18 protein-coding genes are annotated in these 18,221 nt (G+C 52.0%); all 18 read right to left on the bottom strand.

Features of this window, described 5'->3' with window-relative positions:
- Positions 1 to 10: 10 nt before the first annotated feature.
- The 18 genes from miaB to yfmF all read right to left on the bottom strand — a co-directional run bounded on the left by miaB (position 11) and on the right by yfmF (position 18,182).
- Entirely contained in the window at positions 11 to 1,570 is a 1,560-nt protein-coding gene (miaB, locus tag ABID47_RS13905; RefSeq protein WP_354497490.1) for a tRNA (N6-isopentenyl adenosine(37)-C2)-methylthiotransferase MiaB, read from the bottom strand.
- A 231-nt stretch (positions 1,571 to 1,801) separates the two neighbouring features.
- Positions 1,802 to 2,374, bottom strand: coding sequence for a phosphate propanoyltransferase (pduL, locus tag ABID47_RS13900; RefSeq protein WP_354497488.1), 573 nt, complete (start codon positions 2,372 to 2,374; stop codon positions 1,802 to 1,804).
- 185 nt (positions 2,375 to 2,559) lie between these two features.
- A complete protein-coding gene (locus tag ABID47_RS13895; protein WP_354497486.1) occupies positions 2,560 to 3,555 on the bottom strand; it encodes a dipeptidase in 996 nt (331 codons plus the stop codon).
- Between the two features lie 162 nt (positions 3,556 to 3,717).
- Positions 3,718 to 3,978, bottom strand: coding sequence for a stage V sporulation protein S (locus ABID47_RS13890; protein ID WP_006286829.1), 261 nt, complete (start codon positions 3,976 to 3,978; stop codon positions 3,718 to 3,720).
- 131 nt (positions 3,979 to 4,109) lie between these two features.
- On the bottom strand, positions 4,110 to 4,904 hold the full coding sequence (locus tag ABID47_RS13885) for a TIGR00282 family metallophosphoesterase (RefSeq protein ID WP_145023162.1): 795 nt from the start codon (positions 4,902 to 4,904) through the stop codon (positions 4,110 to 4,112).
- Between the two features lie 70 nt (positions 4,905 to 4,974).
- Positions 4,975 to 6,516, bottom strand: a complete 1,542-nt coding sequence (gene rny / locus ABID47_RS13880; protein ID WP_076167981.1) for a ribonuclease Y — start codon at positions 6,514 to 6,516, stop codon at positions 4,975 to 4,977.
- 326 nt (positions 6,517 to 6,842) lie between these two features.
- Positions 6,843 to 7,601 carry a regulatory protein RecX gene (locus ABID47_RS13875; RefSeq protein ID WP_354497484.1) on the bottom strand — a complete coding sequence of 253 codons (759 nt, stop codon included), beginning with the start codon at positions 7,599 to 7,601 and terminating at the stop codon, positions 6,843 to 6,845.
- A 141-nt stretch (positions 7,602 to 7,742) separates the two neighbouring features.
- Entirely contained in the window at positions 7,743 to 8,804 is a 1,062-nt protein-coding gene (gene recA, locus ABID47_RS13870) for a recombinase RecA (RefSeq protein ID WP_354497482.1), read from the bottom strand.
- Positions 8,805 to 9,138: 334 nt separating this feature from the next.
- Entirely contained in the window at positions 9,139 to 10,425 is a 1,287-nt protein-coding gene (locus ABID47_RS13865; RefSeq protein ID WP_192714727.1) for a competence/damage-inducible protein A, read from the bottom strand.
- A gap of 128 nt (positions 10,426 to 10,553) precedes the next feature.
- Positions 10,554 to 11,141, bottom strand: coding sequence for a CDP-diacylglycerol--glycerol-3-phosphate 3-phosphatidyltransferase (pgsA, locus tag ABID47_RS13860; RefSeq protein WP_076167990.1), 588 nt, complete (start codon positions 11,139 to 11,141; stop codon positions 10,554 to 10,556).
- Between the two features lie 255 nt (positions 11,142 to 11,396).
- The gene (locus ABID47_RS13855) at positions 11,397 to 11,888 is read right to left on the bottom strand and encodes a YajQ family cyclic di-GMP-binding protein (RefSeq protein ID WP_076169539.1); all 492 of its coding nucleotides are present in this window, start codon (positions 11,886 to 11,888) and stop codon (positions 11,397 to 11,399) included.
- Between the two features lie 238 nt (positions 11,889 to 12,126).
- Complete coding sequence (locus ABID47_RS13850) at positions 12,127 to 12,297, bottom strand: hypothetical protein (protein ID WP_163872676.1); 171 nt, start codon at positions 12,295 to 12,297, stop codon at positions 12,127 to 12,129.
- 100 nt (positions 12,298 to 12,397) lie between these two features.
- The gene (locus tag ABID47_RS13845; protein ID WP_354497478.1) at positions 12,398 to 13,504 is read right to left on the bottom strand and encodes a helix-turn-helix domain-containing protein; all 1,107 of its coding nucleotides are present in this window, start codon (positions 13,502 to 13,504) and stop codon (positions 12,398 to 12,400) included.
- 25 nt (positions 13,505 to 13,529) lie between these two features.
- Entirely contained in the window at positions 13,530 to 14,297 is a 768-nt protein-coding gene (locus tag ABID47_RS13840) for a DUF3388 domain-containing protein (RefSeq protein ID WP_116231212.1), read from the bottom strand.
- A gap of 189 nt (positions 14,298 to 14,486) precedes the next feature.
- Positions 14,487 to 14,741, bottom strand: coding sequence for a DUF3243 domain-containing protein (locus tag ABID47_RS13835; RefSeq protein ID WP_076167995.1), 255 nt, complete (start codon positions 14,739 to 14,741; stop codon positions 14,487 to 14,489).
- 103 nt (positions 14,742 to 14,844) lie between these two features.
- Positions 14,845 to 15,618 carry an elongation factor P 5-aminopentanone reductase gene (gene ymfI / locus ABID47_RS13830; protein ID WP_251674590.1) on the bottom strand — a complete coding sequence of 258 codons (774 nt, stop codon included), beginning with the start codon at positions 15,616 to 15,618 and terminating at the stop codon, positions 14,845 to 14,847.
- On the bottom strand, positions 15,618 to 16,898 hold the full coding sequence (gene yfmH / locus ABID47_RS13825) for an EF-P 5-aminopentanol modification-associated protein YfmH (protein WP_354497475.1): 1,281 nt from the start codon (positions 16,896 to 16,898) through the stop codon (positions 15,618 to 15,620). Before yfmH ends, ymfI begins: the two co-directional genes overlap by 1 nt.
- A gap of 3 nt (positions 16,899 to 16,901) precedes the next feature.
- Positions 16,902 to 18,182: an EF-P 5-aminopentanol modification-associated protein YfmF gene (gene yfmF, locus ABID47_RS13820; protein WP_354497473.1), complete on the bottom strand. Its 1,281-nt coding sequence runs from the start codon at positions 18,180 to 18,182 to the stop codon at positions 16,902 to 16,904.
- Between the last annotated feature and the right edge of the window lie 39 nt (positions 18,183 to 18,221).

Below are 18,221 nucleotides of genomic sequence, written 5' to 3'. Positions count from 1 at the left end.
ATGGAATTTACTAAGTTATCGCTGCCTCGGCCTGTGGCACATCCACGACTTCGCCTTTGATGTACCACGTCATCGCATCCGTAATTTTGACGTTTACGAAGCTGCCGATCAATTCCTTACCGCCTTCAAAATGGACGAGCTTGCTGGTGCGCGTTCTTCCCGCCAGGATGGAGGCGTTGTTTTTGCTCTCGCCTTCCACCAGCACCTCGACGATCTGCCCGCGAAGATTTTCGTGGCTCTTGCGGCTGTACTCCTCAATCGTCCGGTTCAGGCGCTGCAGGCGCTCGTTCTTCGCTTCCATGGACACATTGTCTTCCATGACAGCCGCCGGCGTACCTTCCCGAGGGGAATAAATAAAGGTGTAAGCCGAGTCAAAGCCGACTTCGCGCACCAGGCTCAGCGTATCCTCGAACTGCTCTTCGGTTTCGCCCGGGAAGCCGACGATGATGTCGGTCGTCAGCACCAATCCTGGCACGGTTGCCTTCAGCTTCCGAACCAGCTCCAGGTAAATTTCACGGGTGTACTTCCGGCCCATGATTTTGAGAATTTCGTTGTTGCCCGACTGCACCGGCAAATGGATATGCTCAACGAGGTTGCCCCCTTTGCCGAGGACCTCCACCAGATGATCGTCGAAGTCGCGCGGATGCGACGTAGTAAACCGGACGCGCGGGATATCGATTTTGCGGATATCGTCCATCAGGTCGGCAAACGTGTACCGGATATCGTCAAAATCCTTTCCGTAAGCGTTCACGTTCTGGCCGAGAAGGGTAACCTCCTTGAAGCCCTGGCGCGCCAAATCGCGAACCTCGGCGATCACGTCTTCCGGCCGGCGGGAGCGTTCCTTCCCCCGGGTAAACGGAACGATGCAGTATGTACAGAACTTGTCGCAGCCGTACATAATGTTGACCCACGCCCGCAGTCCTTCCCGCTTCTTCGGCAGGTTCTCAATGATGTCGCCTTCCTTGGACCACACTTCCACGACCATCTCTTTGCTGAACAGCGCTTCCTTGATGAGCATCGGCAGCCGGTGAATATTGTGCGTACCGAAGATCATGTCCACGAAGCCGTGCTTCTGCATAATCCGGTTGACGACGCCTTCTTCCTGAGACATACAGCCGCAAACGCCAAGCAGCATATCGGGCTTCTCCGTCTTCAGGTGCTTGAGATGGCCGAGCTCGCCGAACACTTTGTCTTCTGCATTCTCACGGATGGCGCATGTGTTCAGCAGAATGATGTCAGCTTCCTTGCGGTCTTCGGTAGCGGTGTAGCCCATCATCTCCAGCATGCCCTTGATCGTCTCGGAGTCATGCTCGTTCATCTGGCAGCCGAACGTGTATACGATATAATGCTTCCCTGCTCCAATCCCTTGAAGCTCTTCCGGCACCGCGTTCTCATACAGCACTTGAACGTCTTCCTTGCGCCGTTTCTTGCTTTGTCTATGGTTAGGCTCCGAAATAATATGAATCTCACGGCCCTTGATCCGGATCTTCTTTCCGAATTCGTCCTCTGACAGAACTTTGGCATCGGAGAAATCAAAATATTTGGAGTAATCCTTCGTTTCCTTCGCCATGCTGTTGACCACTCCTTTAATCCAGGGAACCCCTGTTAAACGACATTCTAATAAATTATAGCATGAACCTAATGGCATATCTACTGATTGCCGGGACTTCCATCTATGTATAAGCATTGCCGAATCGTTGAATCGAAAGACGTCTTTCGTGCATCACGCCACTGGTTAAACAACAAAAAAACGGAGGATGGCTCCCCCGTTCTACAAGCCTGCCGGCCTGGTCAGTCGTTGTTAGTCAATGATTTCAGCCGTATCTCCGGTTTTGGCGCCAGCTGCGTTGGCCTCGTCCGTGTCGATGTGCATGTCGAGCGCAAACGAATCGGATACGCGCGCAATGACGTTTTCAAACACCAGGCCGCGCTCGCCGCCGATGCGCACTTTCAGCTGCTGCTTGTCGGCAATGCCCCAGCCTTCCGCGTCGCTCGTGTGAAAATGGATATGACGAGCAGCAACGATCACGCCCTTCTCCAGTTCGATCTCGCCTTGCGGCCCTTTTACCTTGATGCCTGGGGTTCCTTCAATATTTCCGGACTCACGGACCGGAGCTTTCACGCCGATGGCGAAAGAATCCGTACGGGAAATTTCCAGCTGGCTTGCCGAACGGGCAGGCCCTAAAATTCTAACCTTATCAAATTGACCCTTCGGACCGATAACGGCCACCGTTTCATTGGCGGCGAATTGTCCGGGTTGGGATAGCGGTTTAAATTCGGTCAGCTGATAGCCTTGACCAAACAAAGCTTCAATATGTTCTTGGGTAAGATGGATATGTCGTGCGGACACGCCTACAGGTACAGTTTTACTCACGTGGATCACTCCTTAAATTTTCTCTATGTTCTGTACAGGCCAGACTCATTATACATCCTTTTACCCAAAAAAGAAAAAGACGTCACCGCTTTCATTCCAACTTTCATGCATTTCCTGCCATTCTGCTACAAGATTGTCAAAATGTCTGCTTCGTATTGCCAAAACATGGTTTAATTCCACTCAAATCAAACCGGTTTAGCCGGAAGATGCCTGCTCAGAAAAGAGAGCGCATTGCCCGACATCCATCCTTTGACCAAATCCTCAGGATAGCGGGCAAGCAGCAGATCGATAAACGCCGGATAGCGTCCGGGATGCTCCAAATTCTGAATCCAAGTTTCGATGCCGTCAAAATCGGAGCCGAACATGAGCATGTTACCCGCTCCCTGCTCGCACATCCGCTCAATATGGGGAAGAACATCTGCAGGAACGACCGGCCCTGGACCTTCTTTTACAAAATACGGCACAAACGTAATCCCGATGCGCCCGTCCATCGCTGCGATCGCCCGGATCTGCTCATCGTTCAAATTGCGGGGATGCGGGCACACCGTCTTTGCGTTGGAGTGGGAAGCGATAAACGGCCGTTTCGATCGTTCGGCAAGCTCCCAAAACCCGGCCTCCGATAAATGTGAGACGTCCAGCAGTAAACCGGTTTCGTTGCACAGCTCAATCAGCTGTTTCCCTTTTTCGGTAAAGCCTCCCTTGCGCTTTTCCATAACGCCGTCGGCAGCCCAGTTCGCATGATTCCACGTAATCCCAAGGAACCTCACGCCCAGATCATAGCACACTTTGACATAAAACAAGTTCCCCTCGAATCCGTCGGCGCCCTCCATGGACAGCAGCCCCCACGGCTGAAGGGCGTGGCTTTGAAGCGGGAGCTGCTCCGCCGCCTTCAACGCATGTTCCAGCGAGGCTGCATCTTCTCTCCATTTCATCCACCGGACGCCTTCCTGCGCGGGAACGACGCGGGAGGTAAACACGTCGATCTGATCCAATATATGCTCAAAGCGGGGAATCCCCCGTTCCTCGGACAAAAAGATAGCGAAGGTTTGCAGCGCCACCCCTCCTTCCTGCAGACGCTTGTAGGTCACATCCAGCTTCGGATCGTCTGCAAAGGAGATGCTCTTATCCTTCACCATTTTACTCAATACATCACAATGATAATCCACCACCGGAATTGTCATGCTTAAGCCTCTCCTTTCCACGGTACGCAAGCAAAAAAACCTGTCTATCCCATATAAACTGAATCAAAGTCCGGGTACTCGCCGAGCACCTCTAATCCGGCTTCATTCAGCTTATATCAATAAACAGGTTTCCTCAAATGATGGCATATCCTGCCATTTCCCTTATCTGGGCTCTACGATCAGCTTGATCGCCGTTCGGTCTTCCCCGTCAATAACGATATCCGTAAAGGCTGGAATACAAATCAAGTCTACTCCGCTGGGTGCTACAAATCCCCGGGCAATGGCTACCGCTTTAATCGCTTGATTGAGTGCGCCTGCTCCGATGGCTTGCAGTTCAGCCGCCCCGCGTTCACGAAGCACGCCTGCCAGAGCACCGGCAACAGAATTTGGATTGGACTTTGCTGAAACTTTTAATACTTCCATGGTAAGTACCTCCCCTGGGAATGATGATAAGCTTCCACTTACTAGATGTTATTCGGGAGTCCGGAAATAATTCCTTCTTTCCGACAATTTTTCAGCCATAAATCCGCCAATAGTCTCAGAGGAAAACTCGGTCAATCCATGATCCAATCGTCTTCGAGGATCCGAATTTTTTCCATTTTCAGCGCCTTGCCGGTTGCATCGTCCAGCTGCACAAATACGCCGTGGAAGTGCCATTTTCCGTTGTCGACCTGGAACCGGACCGGCAGCTGTGTTTTGAATTTGCGGAGAACCGCATCGCGTTCCATGCCTAAAATGCCTTCTCTAGGACCGACCATGCCGGCATCCGTGAGATAGGCCGTTCCGTTCGGTAAAATAGTATCATCATTGCTCTGCACGTGGGTATGTGTTCCTACGACGATTGAAGCACGGCCGTCCAGATGCCAGCCCATGGCGATTTTCTCGGATGTGGCTTCGGCATGAAAATCAACAAGAATATGCTTGTGCTTCTTGCGGAGCTGGTCGACAATCTCGTCGCTGGCCCGAAAAGGACAGTCAATGGCCGGCAGAAACGTACGTCCCTGCAAATTGACGATGGCCAGTTCTTTGCCGTTCGCTTTAATGATCGTATGTCCCAATCCCGGCGTCCCCGGCGGAAAATTGGCCGGTCTCACCATGCGCGGCTCGTCGTCGATAAAGTCAAAAATCTCCTTGTTATCCCACGTATGGTTGCCCAGCGTAATCCCATGGACACCCCAATCGAAAAAGTCTTTGGCAATCGACTGCGTGATCCCTCGGCCGGAAGCGGCATTTTCACCGTTCGCAATGATGATATGAGGGTTATACTTCGTTTTTAACGACGGCAGCGTCGCTTTAAGCGCCTTTCTGCCTACACTGCCTACGATATCTCCAATAAATAATACGTTAATGTTGGTCTCCCCCTTAAGATGAACAAATATGAAAAGTGGCCCCCAAAGCGGCCACTTTTCATCATTTACATTATTTCGCGTATTCAACCGCGCGAGTCTCGCGGATGACCGTCACTTTGATATGTCCCGGATAATCCAGTTCGTTCTCAATCGTCTTCGTAATATCCCGAGCCAGCCGGAATGCTTCGGCATCATCGATCTTCTCAGGCTGAACCATAACGCGGACCTCGCGTCCTGCCTGAATCGCGAACGATTTCTCGACGCCTTCGAACGATTCGGAGATTTCCTCCAGCTTCTCCAAACGCTTGATATACGTTTCGAGCGTTTCGCGGCGCGCTCCCGGTCTAGCAGCTGACAAGGCGTCGGCTGCGCCAACCAGCATCGCGATGACCGAAGTTGCCTCTACATCGCCATGATGGGATGCGATACTGTTGATAACCACCGGATGTTCCTTGTATTTCTTGGCCAGCTCCACGCCGATTTCAACATGTGAGCCTTCCACTTCATGATCCAGCGCTTTACCGATGTCGTGCAGCAAGCCTGCACGCTTGGCCAATACGATATCCTCGCCGAGCTCTCCGGCCATCAGACCGGACAGATAAGCCACTTCCATGGAATGCTTCAGCACGTTCTGACCATAACTGGTACGGAATTTGAGCCGTCCCAAAATTTTGATCAGATCCGGATGCAGACCATGCACTCCCACTTCAAATGTCGCTTGTTCGCCATACTCGCGAATCCGCTCATCAACCTCTTTACGGGATTTCTCCACCATCTCTTCAATCCGAGCGGGATGAATGCGTCCGTCTGCTACCAATTTCTCCAAAGCGGTCCGGGCAATTTCCCGGCGGATCGGATCAAACCCCGACAAAATTACAGCTTCAGGCGTATCATCAATAATGAGGTCAATACCGGTCAGAGTTTCCAGTGCACGGATGTTCCGGCCTTCACGACCGATAATCCGTCCCTTCATCTCCTCATTCGGCAGCGTCACCACAGATACGGTGGTCTCCGCCACATGATCTGCAGCGCAGCGCTGGATGGCGAGCGTTACGATTTCACGGGATTTCTTGTCAGCTTCTTCTTTCGCCTGCTGCTCAATATCTTTAATCATTTGAGCGGTTTCATGGCGAACTTCCTGCTCTACATTGCTCAAAATAATGCTTCGTGCGTCTTCCATGGTCAAACTGGAAATGCGTTCCAGCTCCGTGACCTGGCTTTTGTAAATCAAATCGATCTGCTGTTGAGTTTCTTCGATGCGTTTCTCCTTGTTGGCCACTTGCTCTTCTTTACGTTCAAGCGATTCAATTTTTTTATCCAGCGACTCTTCTTTTTGCAACAATCGTCTTTCTTGCCGTTGAATTTCATTTCGACGCTCACGAGTGTCTTTTTCAGCTTCGGTCCGGATTCTGTGTACTTCGTCTTTAGCCTCCAGTACCGTTTCCTTCTTCAGTGCTTCTGCTTCCTTACGCGCGTTTTCCACGATTTGTACAGCAGCTTCTTCAGCACTAGAAATTTTAGCCTCTGCAAGAGATTTGCGAATAAAATATCCAATCACGAACCCCAAGAACAATGCGGCAACAACGAGAACGACCCATAGCCATATAGGCATTCAGTTCACCTCCTCGTTGGTTCCTCCAAGGTATTCCTTGGGATCTTCTACAGTTGTCCATTCATTTCAATTCATCATACGTACTTCAATCATTTTTCATCTGCACAACTTCCCCATGGGAAGGTTGTACAAAACCCGTGCTACCCTAGAGGCGGGATAAGGCGGGGGTAGTTCATATGAATTGGAGAGAAATTAGAATCTTTCAATAAAAAACCTTTTTTTGGAAGGAAAAAAGAGCTTTTTACAGGAATAGATTCCTCTTCATTTTAGTATTTGTGAAAAGATATTGTCAAGAGAGGGCATTTCATATTGTGTCAACTTCTTCCTCAGTCGAATGAAAAATATTCCTCTTCATCATCGGGATAAGCGTCTTCCTTGAGCAGCTGATTGATGACCTTTCGGACCTGCTCTCCGGAGTATCCCCGCCTCATCAAATAAGCCCCCGTTTTGCGCTTGCGATCGGCGGCTTCGCCCTTCGTCTGGTTCCATTTCTTTCGGCCGGCTGCCAGGGCTGCCTCAAATTCCTGATCGGAACTGACTTCGGCCAGCGCCTCGGATATAATCGACTTATCGACGCCTTTCTGCTGAAGCTCCTGCCTGATCCAAGCCTTGCCTTTGCGGTGGTTCCTGATTCGCTGCTGCGCCCACTGTCTGGCATAGCTTTCGTCGTCCACCAGCCTTTCTTCCACCAGCCGATTCAGCGCATACTCAATCGATCCCGTTTCAATGCCTTTCTGCCGCAGTTTCATTTCAATTTCCTTGCGTGTCCGCGGCTTCCGCTCCAGCGCCTTTAAGCCTTCGACATAAGCCTGCTGCCGCTCGTCCGCTACGACGATTTCCTCCAGCTCCTGCTTCGTAAAGGCGTTCCCCTTGACCATCCGGTACTTCACGAGGACGTCTTCGTGGACGGAAAGGGTGTAGGGTCCGAACGATATCAAATAACGCCCTCTAGGCTTGGCCAGACGCTCTACCTCCGTGATCCAAAGGGTTTCATCGTCCGGGAAACCGGCCAGTCCTTCATGGATTCCCTGCTCTTCATGAATCCCTTGCCCTTCCTGATGTTCATGGCTATTTCCTTTTCGCATCTCTCTCACATCCCATCACGTGTTCAATGTCATCCTGTAACAGCTCCGCACCCTCTATATGAGAAAAGACGCCCAGTGACAGGTCATCACGGAGCGTCCTCATTATAGTCTTTATTCACAATACGACTTCAAACGACAACCCTATTCCAGCTCTAACAATTCCTGTTCTTCGCGTTCCTCAGCCGCCGCTTCCTCTGCGGTCGGCTCGCTCACCGTTGTCGTCAAATTGCTTGCCTCACGGATCTTATTCTCGATCGCTTCCGAAATAGGCTGATTTTCTTTCAGGAACTGCTTCGCATTCTCGCGGCCCTGACCCAGGCGCTCGCCTTCATAGGAGTACCAGGCACCGCTCTTATTGACGATATCCAATTCCGTACCGATATCGATAATGCTGCCTTCCTTGGAAATGCCTTCGCCGTACATGATGTCGATCTCCGCCTGCTTGAACGGAGGAGCCACCTTGTTCTTGACGACCTTGATCCGCGTCCGGTTACCCACTACATCATTGCCCATCTTGATGCTCTCAATACGGCGTACATCCAGACGAACGGAAGAATAGAACTTCAGGGCGCGGCCACCCGGAGTCGTCTCCGGATTCCCGAACATGACGCCGACTTTCTCACGAAGCTGGTTGATGAAGATCGCAATCGTCTTCGACTTCGCAATCGCACCGGACAGCTTACGCAGTGCCTGGGACATCAGACGAGCCTGCAGACCTACGTGGGAATCACCCATTTCGCCTTCGATTTCCGCTTTCGGTACGAGCGCGGCAACCGAGTCCACGACGATAATATCAACGGCGCCGCTGCGTACGAGGGCTTCCGCAATTTCCAACGCCTGCTCACCAGTGTCCGGTTGAGACAGCAGCAGCTCGTCAATGTTGACGCCAAGCTTGTTGGCATACGACGGATCAAGCGCATGCTCCGCATCGATGAAAGCAGCTTGTCCACCGACTTTCTGTACTTCAGCGATGGCATGGAGGGCCACCGTCGTCTTACCGGAAGATTCCGGTCCATATACTTCAACAACGCGGCCTCTTGGAAGTCCGCCAATACCAAGTGCTATATCTAGAGCCAGGGAGCCGCTGGGAACAACTTCCACCTGCATATGTGTCGACTCACCGAGTTTCATGATTGAACCTTTACCGAATTGTTTCTCTATTTGACGAAGCGCCATTTCAAGCGCAGCACGACGATCTGACAATAAACTCACATCCTTCACCGTTTATACTATTATGATACCTTGTTTTGGAACGTTTGCCAAGCATTTTTTCGAACATACATTCGTTTTTTTTGCCGGGCATTCTCCTCTCTTCATCATGCCGCCGTACCTTAAACCAACCGCCGCAAGGAAAGCCCGCCAAATGTTTGGGTCCCCCGAGGGCGTTTGTTCTTCTATGATAATCGGATGCTAGAGTCCGAACTGGAACAGGCTTCCACCCTCCTCCAACCATAAGAAAAAGAACCGCGGCAAACTTATTTTTGCACGGTTCTTCCGTATGGTTATATTATACCGCCTGGCGGGCGGCTGCACAACTTCAAACCTGATCCTTGGACTCCCCGGTGGCCGGATCGGTAGATACCAGTCTTTGCCACAACCGGTACAGCAGCGTTTTGACCGAGCGGACCCGGATCGTTTCGCGGTTGCCGTTCAGCTTCAGCTCAAACACTTCGGTCTTCTGTCCGCGCTGGGCGATCCCAACGTACACGAGGCCGACCGGTTTGCGTTCGGAATACCCCGGACCCGCTACGCCCGTGACGGATAAGCCGAAGTCGCTGTCCGTGATCATCCGGACGTTCTCGGCAAGCACCTCGGCCACTTCGGCACTCACCGCTCCCGGTGCGTCGTCTCCCTCCAGCAGCGCATGGGGGACATGCAGCAGCTTCTCCTTCATCTCGTTGGAGTAGCAGACGATCCCTCCCACGAACATGGTGGCGCTGCCCGGAATGGACGTGATGCTCTCCATCAGCATGCCTCCTGTGCAGCTCTCAGCGGCGCTCAGCGTAATCCCGCGGTCCGCCATCATATCAACGATGATCCGTTCGATCGGCACGTCCATGCTGGCGTACATATGGTCTGCGAGCCGGCTTTGAATTTGCCCCTGCATCGCATTCAGTTTCTCCATGGCTTCCTGCTCCGTAGGCGCTTTGGTGGAGATGCGTACGGTCACTTCGCCCTCTTTCGCATAAGGAGCGATCGTTGGATCGGTCTGCCCGTCGATCAGGTCCAGAAGCCGATCCTCCAGCAGCGATTCGCCGATGCCGGCAAACTTGAGCATTTTGGAGTAAATCGGCATTTCGTCGGTCAGGGCGTGCTGAAGGAGCCACGGTTTCGCCTGCTGGTCGAACATCGGCTTCATCTCTTTCGGAGGACCAGGCAGAACGATATAGAAGTTATCCTCTTGGGCAAGCGCGAGTCCGACGGCCAATCCCGTTTCATTCGGAAGCGGCGTGCTGCCGTCGATGACGAGCGCCTGACGGCGGTTGTTCTCCGTCATGTTGATCCCCCGCCCTGCGAAGAACCTTTCGATTTGATCCATCGCCAGCCGGTCAATGTGCAGGGAGCGGCCGACATGCGCGGCCAGGGCATCCTTGGTCAGGTCGTCCTGGGTCGGGCCGATGCCTCCAGTCAGGATCAGGATATCCGCGCGCTGCGAAGCAAGCTCAATGGCGCCCTGAAGCCGCGAGGCGTTATCGCCGACGACCGTCTGGTAATAGACGTCTATTCCCATTGCCGCAAGCTCCTGCGACAAGTACTGCGCGTTGGTATTCACGATTTGTCCAAGCAGCAGCTCCGTACCGACTGCAATGATTTCTGCTTTCATCCTTGATTGGCCTCCCTGTTATCGTAAAGTAGAATGGATATACCTATATTGAACACTTTACACGTTTTTAGCCTATCCGTACCACAGCGTTTGGTGGAAAGAAAAAGCAATAGGATATCCCTATTGCCTTACACATTGGAAAGCTGAAGCAGTTTTTTATTTTTGACAAAATAATCGATCCCCGAGTAAATGGTGATCAAAGCCGCTGCCCAGATGGCAATATCGTCGAACGGCAGGCCGATCATCTCGAACGGGAAGTTGTTGATCAGAATTGCCACGATGGCGACAATCTGAATGACTGTCTTCACCTTGCCCCATTTGCTGGCCGCCACGACAGCCCCGTCAAGCAGCGCAATCTGGCGCAGGCCGGTAACGGCAAACTCGCGGCTGATAATAACCACAGCGATCCAGGAGTCGCATTTCCCCATTTCGACGAGCGAAACCAGCACCGCCGTAATGAGCAGCTTGTCGGCCAGCGGGTCCAGCAGTTTTCCGAGATTTGTAACCAAGTTGTTTTTGCGCGCCAAATAACCGTCTATACCGTCTGTGCTTGCTGCCAGAATAAAAATAATTACAGCGATCAGCTGATTGTACGGCAGCTCGAATGAATTCCAGGTAATCGGTTCCGGATAGAACTTGAAGTCGACCAGAAGAAACACCATCATGACCGGAATCAAACAGATTCTTGAAATGGTAATACGGTTGGGCAGATTCACTGTAAACCCTCCCCGGATAAATCAAACTAAGAAACGACATTCACATGCACGGCAGGCCGAAAATGAATAATAATGCACCCGGACCATCCATTATGTATGAATCCTCTACTTGGGGGCAGCAGGCACAGCTTGCGGCAGGCCGGCAACCCCGCCAAGACAGCGGGACAAGTTACAGTATAATATATCAATTTATACACTGTCAAAAGAGGAGTAAGCTCCTCTTCCCGCCCGTTTGCCGTGCGGTATACGCCCGCATTACTTCAGATTGGTAAACTGCAGGTCCAGCGGCAGATCCGCCTTGCGGAGCAGCTGCATGACAGCCTGCAGATCGTTTTTGCTCTTCCCCGTCACCCGGATCTGATCGCCTTGGATTTGGCTTTTGACCTTCAGCTTGGAGTCCCGGATCAGCACGTTGATTTTCTTGGCGTTGTCCTGATCGATTCCCTGCTTCAGGGTGATCCGCTGGCGGACGGTTCCCATCGAAGCTGGCTCGACCTTGCCGTAATCCACGTTTTTGAGCGACAAACCGCGCTTGATCATTTTGGACTGCAAAATGTCAATCACCGCATTGAGCTTATACTCGTCATCGGAGGTGATGACCAGCGTCTCCTTTTCCAGCTTCAGGCTGCTCTTGCTCCCTTTAAAATCAAAACGGGTTTCGATTTCACGCTCCGTTTGATTGATCGCGTTGATCATTTCCTGGAAGTCCAATTTGGAAACAATGTCAAACGAATTTTCCGAACTCATCATTACACGCCCTTTCAGTTCCTTTTCATGTCATATTATATGAAATTAACCGGGACAAGTCTAATCCTAAACAGCGTTCCTTCCGTTCACGGATATTATCTCACGGCGTTCGGCAATGCTTAGGCACGGCTTAGGCAGAAGACAGGACGCGATTAGCGGAAGCTTACAAGCAATGAATGTGAACTTCAAAAAAAAGACATTCGCCGGTACATGGTTCCGGGAATGCCTTGTTCTTATTTTAAGATCGGCTGCGGTCACGGGTTGGCTGGCGGAACATATCCAAAATGCCCAATACGATCCATGCCAGTCCAAATCCAAGAATGCCGTACCCCCAAGCGCTGGGAGTGAGGTAATAACCGAGCAGGCTGACGATAATCCCCACAATCGTGGTGATCCAGCTGACTGTCATAACCATACACCTCATTTCTATCCGGAATAAGAAGGACTTGAAGCTAGAACTATTGTCCCCTGGAGTGTATGGCATTATTCAGTCGAGCCTGTCCCGCCGTTTAGCCGTTGCTGCTATCCGATTGATCGGAGGAATCCCCTGTCGACGAATCATTACCGGTCGACGTACCGCCCGTACCGGAGTCGTCCAGCTTCAGCAGAATGCGCGAAGTCGATTTACCGTCCTCCACCGTCTGCCCTGCTACTGTAATCGTCGTTGCGGGAGAATACCCCGATTTAATGTACATTCCGGAAGAATCCAGCGTAAAGGTCAGTGTATCCCCCTCCTTCGTATTACCGAAGGAAAGCTTCTCGCCGGAAGTATTTTCGCCTTTGTACACTTCAAGCCAACTCTTGCCCGTCGCTTTGATTTCCACCTGAACCGGTGTTCCCTGGGCTGCTGCAACCTTAAAGATCGTCGTTTTGCCCCTCTTGCCGTCCTGGGCTACGGTTACGCCTTGATTGCCTTGGTTCGTCGTATCCGTCGAGTCCGTACCGGTTCCCGTTGTATCTGTCCCGGTGCCTGAAGGGTCCGTGCCATTTTGATCCGGCGGCGTGGTTGTGTCTTGGCCTCCGGTATTTCCGCTGTCGGTATTCGTGTTATCCGTCGTGGTGGTATCCGAATTACCGGAATTGTCCTTATTGCCGTCATCCCCCGAATTGGTGGCATTGTCCGGCGGCGTAGTTGTTGTAGCGGGCGGATCCTGATTCTGCGCCGTTGCCGGATCCTGCTGCTCCGTAACCTTGGCCGGATCGATGCTGTTGTCTTTCTTTGTCGAACTTGCATTGTTCGCATACAAATAAATAACGACTATGATCAGAATCGGGAACGTCCACATCAGCACAGTCGACAGCCACTTCACGTTTCGTTCAGGCGACGAAGAGCGGCTGCTGGACCGCTTCTGAATGACCGGCTCCATCGTCGCTTCCGGCTCCGGAGGAGCTTCCTTCTTGTGGCCTTCGAGCAGAACGTCCGGATCGAGTCCCACGGTTTCGGCATATGTTTTAATAAAAGCCCTCACATAAAAACTGCCGGGGAGCACCTTGTAATCCCCTGCTTCGATGGCTTCCAAGTATCTTTTGCGGATTTTTGTCATTTCCTGCACGTCGTCCAGGCTCATGCCCTTCTGCAGTCTGGCTTCTCTTAACTGTTGACCCAGTTCAGACAACACCATCACCTCCTCATCAAATTACTTACAGATCGTCGTTGTATGTGCTTGTGAAAGTGTCATAAATAATTTCTTCATTCGGATTGTTGCGCAGCTCGATAATAATATCGAAATGATCGTACGTATACTCGGACTCCTGCACGAACACATCGGGATGCTCGATCACCTTCGTGCTCGGCATGCTCATGATATCCTGCAGCAGGTTGTAGTGGCGTTCGTTGGAACGGATCGTGCTGACGATTCCGTCGATAATAAACACGTTGTTCCGGTTCATTTCGTCTTCAGAGAGCTGGCTTCGGACCGTCTGGCGCAGGAGCGTCGAGGATACGAACGTCCAGCGCTTCATGGCGCAAACGCTGCCCGCGATGATGGACTCGGTTTTGCCTACACGGGGCATCCCGCGAAGGCCGATGACCTGATTTCCTTCCTTCTTAAATATTTCACCCAAAAAGTCAACCAGTAACCCAAGTTCGTCACGCGTAAAACGGAATGTTTTCCGGTCATCGGAATCGCGGTCGATGTACCGGCCGTGGCGCACAGCCAAAATATCGACAAGCTTCGGCGTCCGCAGCGCAGAGACCGTTATGCTGTCGACCTTTTTCAGCATGGCACCCATCAATTGGATCTTCTCGTCATCATTGGTTTCCAGCAGCATTCCCCGCGTTTTGCCTTCAACCCCGTTAATTGTCAATATGTTAACCTCCAGCATACCGAGCAGGGATGCAATATCCCCGAGCAGACCCGGACGGTTCTTATGTATCTTATACTCCATGTACCATTGTTTCGCTTCCACTTCGACACCCCATCTGACCTTTTCCCATGTTTTCCAATAAAATAAACCTGCAGCCCTTTCGGGTGAGGCTTCCAAAAAATCGCCTTTATTTCATGGGTCACGTTAATGATATATAAAATACATATGAAAAACAAGGTCAACTCTGTAAACATTAGAGAAAAGCCCCCAAATGGGGGCTTTTTCCTAAAGTTAAGCGTTTTTCTTGGCTAATTTAACCATCAGCCGGGCAATCGTCTGGCGCTCTTCACGGTTGCCCACTTCCCACAGCTCCTTCAGCGCACGGTTGGAAGCGTTGGCCGGATCGACTTTCTCATCGAGAAAATCACCGATCTCGTAAGCCAGCTTGGCGATGGTGTCTTCGCTCATCCCCATTTTTTCGGCTTGTGCGACGCGTTCCCCAAGAAACTTTTTCCAGGCATCGAAGTTCTTTACTACTGTTGACATATTGATAAGTCCTCCCTTTGCTGTGGCGCATGAGATTTGAAATCAACAGTTGTAATATAACCTGTTTGGGGCGCGCCTATGCAGGGAAGACCGTCCTGGCGGCTCAGGTAATCCATCCACCGTTGGGGCTTATTACCTGACCGTTGATGTAGCCGGATTCGGGAAGCGCGAGAAAATAAACGAGGGACGAAATTTCGTCGGGTCTGGCCAGCCGTCCGGCCGGAATTTCATCCTCGAGCATCCGTTTTTCCTCGTCGTCCAAATGGTTCAGCATCTCGGTATCCACCGCGCCCGGAGCTACCGCGTTCACCGTGACGCCAGAAGGGCCAAGCTCTTTGGCAAGCGCTTTGGTAAAAGCGTTAATACCGCCTTTGGTGGTCGAATACAGCACTTCGCAGGAAGCGCCCGAAATCCCCCAGACGGAGGATATGTTGATAATGCGGCCGCTACGCTGAGAAATCATATACGGCATAAAAGCTTGTGTACACAGAAACATACCTTTTAAATTAACGGACATCACTTCGTCCCAATCTTCCTCGGTCACGTCCGAAAGAAGGCCGTAGTGAGAGACGCCCGCATTGTTCACCAAAATGTCCGGCAGCAAACCGTGGGTGTCCAACTTGTCGCGCATGCGCAGAATCTGGTCTTTATCCCGCAAATCGGCGGAGACCGTCATGACCCTGGCTCCGGACTGCATGCAGCGCCGGGCCACGTCATTGGCGGCTTCGTGCGATGATCCGTAGTGGATCACTACGTTCATCCCTACCGCTGCAAAACGCTCGGCGATGGCGGCACCGATGCCGCGGCTCGCCCCGGTGACGAGCACCGTCGTCTCTCCGATCGGCTTGTGCAGGCTCTCCTCTCCCCTATGCTGCATTAAGGATTCACCACGACCGATACCGCCAGCTGATCCCAGTCCACATGCTCTTTCAGGCGATTGTTCACATCGCTGAGCGTAATGGACTCATACAGCTGAATCACGCTGAAAAAGTCGCCGCCGCGGAACTGGTAGCGGGTGAATTCATGCGCGATATTTTCCGGAGAATTCAGCATGCGCAGGTATCCGCCGATTTTTTTCTTGCGGGCGCGCTCGAAATCTTCTTCCTTGAAGCCGGATGCCAGAATGCCGTCGACCTCTTCGCGGATCCGGGCAAGAAGCTGATCGGGATCACGGGTGTCCCCGCCCGCGGCCGAAAAGGCATACTGCGGAGAACTGCTGTATTCATGCGAGAAGCTGTCGGAGATCAGGTCCTCGTCGTACAGCTTTTGGTACAGCTCCGTACTTGACCCGAACAGCAGATCAAGCATGAGCTTTGTTGTCAGGTCGCGCTTCAGCAGCTCCTTGCCGGTCAGCCCCACTTCTTTTTCCTTGAAACCGAACGAGCATTTCGGCATGGACACCTGCAGCTTGTTAACCCGGCGTTTTTCCGCAACACCGACCGTCTCCGGCTCAAAGATACGCTCGATTTTACCTTGAGGCGGATAATCTTTCTTCGCCTGGTTGGCGCGGACGAGGTCGAACACTTCTTCCGGCTTTACTCCGCCGACGACGAACAGCAGCATGTTGCTCGGATGATAAAAGGCGTTATAGCAGGTGTACAGCGTCTCCTTCGTAATTGTGCTGATGGATTCCACCGTACCGGCAATATCGATATGCACCGGATGGATTTTATACATCGCTTCGATCAGGCCAAAATAGACACGCCAGTCGGCGTTATCCTGGTACATGTTGATTTCCTGCCCGATAATCCCCTTTTCCTTGTCGACGTTCTGGTCGGTGAAATAAGGATTTTGCACAAAGTTCACGAGCGTCTCCAGATTCTCGGGAATGTGCTCGGTTGCTGAAAACAGGTACACGGTCTGGTCGAAGCTCGTAAATGCGTTGGCGGATGCGCCGTGGGAGGCGAATGTGGCGAAAATGTCGCCTTCCGGCTCCTCGAACATTTTATGCTCCAGGAAATGGGCGATCCCGTCCGGAACCGATATTTCGTCCTGTCCCTCCACCCGGAAGTGGTTGTCGACAGAACCGTATTTAGTGGCAAACGTCGCATAGGTTTTCTGGAAACCCGGCTTCGGAAGCACGTAGACGTGAAGGCCGTTATCCATCACTTCATAATAGAGAGTCTCCTGCAAATTGTCGTACTGAAGTTTTTCCACCGGCTATTCCTCCTTCTGACCCTTCAGAAAATAAATCGTATCCAAATCAAAAGTCGACGCGGCCGCCTGAACATCCGCGACTTGAATATCTTCCACCTGTTGCAGCAGCTCTTCTCTTGACCGGTCTTTGCCGGAGAACTGACGGTTGAAGTCGTAAGCGATCATTTCAAAAGCCGAATCCTCAATTTCAAGAAGCAGATTCCGGATCATCGCCTTCGTCTGCGACATTTCCAGATCGGTGATGCGCCCGGAGCGCATTTCCTCGAGCTGGCTCTTGATAATGTCGAGCGCTTTTTCGTAGTTCTGCACTTCAATGCCGGACTGGATCGTTCCGATTCCCTTGTGCCCGTCATAGCGGGAAGAACAGTAGTAGGCGAGGCTTGCTTTTTCCCTTACGTTCATGAACAGCTTGGAATGCGGGTATCCGCCCAAAATGCCGTTGTACATCAATGCTGCCGCATAATGATCATCCCCATAAGTGATGGAAGTGCGCAGCCCGAGATTCAGCTTGCCCTGACTCACTTCCATTTTCTCCACTACGGTACGAGGCTCGCCCGACTGGCGCACCGGCGTCTCGGTCTTGTACGTAATACCCGGTTCAGAACCGAGATCAAAGTGCGCGTTGACGAGCTTCTCTACTTCCTCGAGCGTCGTGTCCCCGACCACATACAGGTCCATGCTGGCTTCGCTCAACCATTTGCGGTACCCGTCGTGCAGGCTCTCCGGCGTAATTTTCTCCAGGTCCTGACGCTGTCCAAGCGCGTGAAGACGATAAGGCTCGTTGCGGCACATCTCCTCGATGCAGCGCTCGGAGGCGTAGCGGATCTTATCATTGACGATGGATTCCAGCTTCTTGCGGACGTTCTCCTTCTCCGCCTGAACGTAAGAACTGCGGAAACGGACGCCCTCCAAAACGGGACGCGTCACCACTTCGCCGAGAAAAGCGAATGAGGATGCAAGCAGGCTCTCCTGGCTCTTTACGAACGAATCGTTAATTGTGTCCATCCGGAAGTGCACCATCTGGTAGTTGCCTCTTTTATACACATCAAAACCGAAGCCGGCCCCGTACATTTGCTCCAGCTGCTCGCGGAACTGGCGGGTCTCCGGATATGTAACGGTACCCCGGCGGAGTACAAAAGGAGTCAAGGCCGTAGGCGTTACGGTGTCCTCTGCAAGCGGAATGCCTGCGTAGAGTGATATTGCAAACGTCTTAAAGCGTTTCGTCGGCAGAACGTGAATCCGGATCCGCTTGGCGTTTCCATGTTGAAAAGCAGTTGTATTCAAGGTCCAAAACTCCTTTAGCCATGAATTTATAAAGCGTCA

Source organism: Paenibacillus favisporus, assembly GCF_040545415.1.
Lineage (GTDB): Bacteria > Bacillota > Bacilli > Paenibacillales > Paenibacillaceae > Paenibacillus_AQ > Paenibacillus_AQ favisporus.
This window is presented reverse-complemented; position numbering and strand designations above follow the sequence as displayed.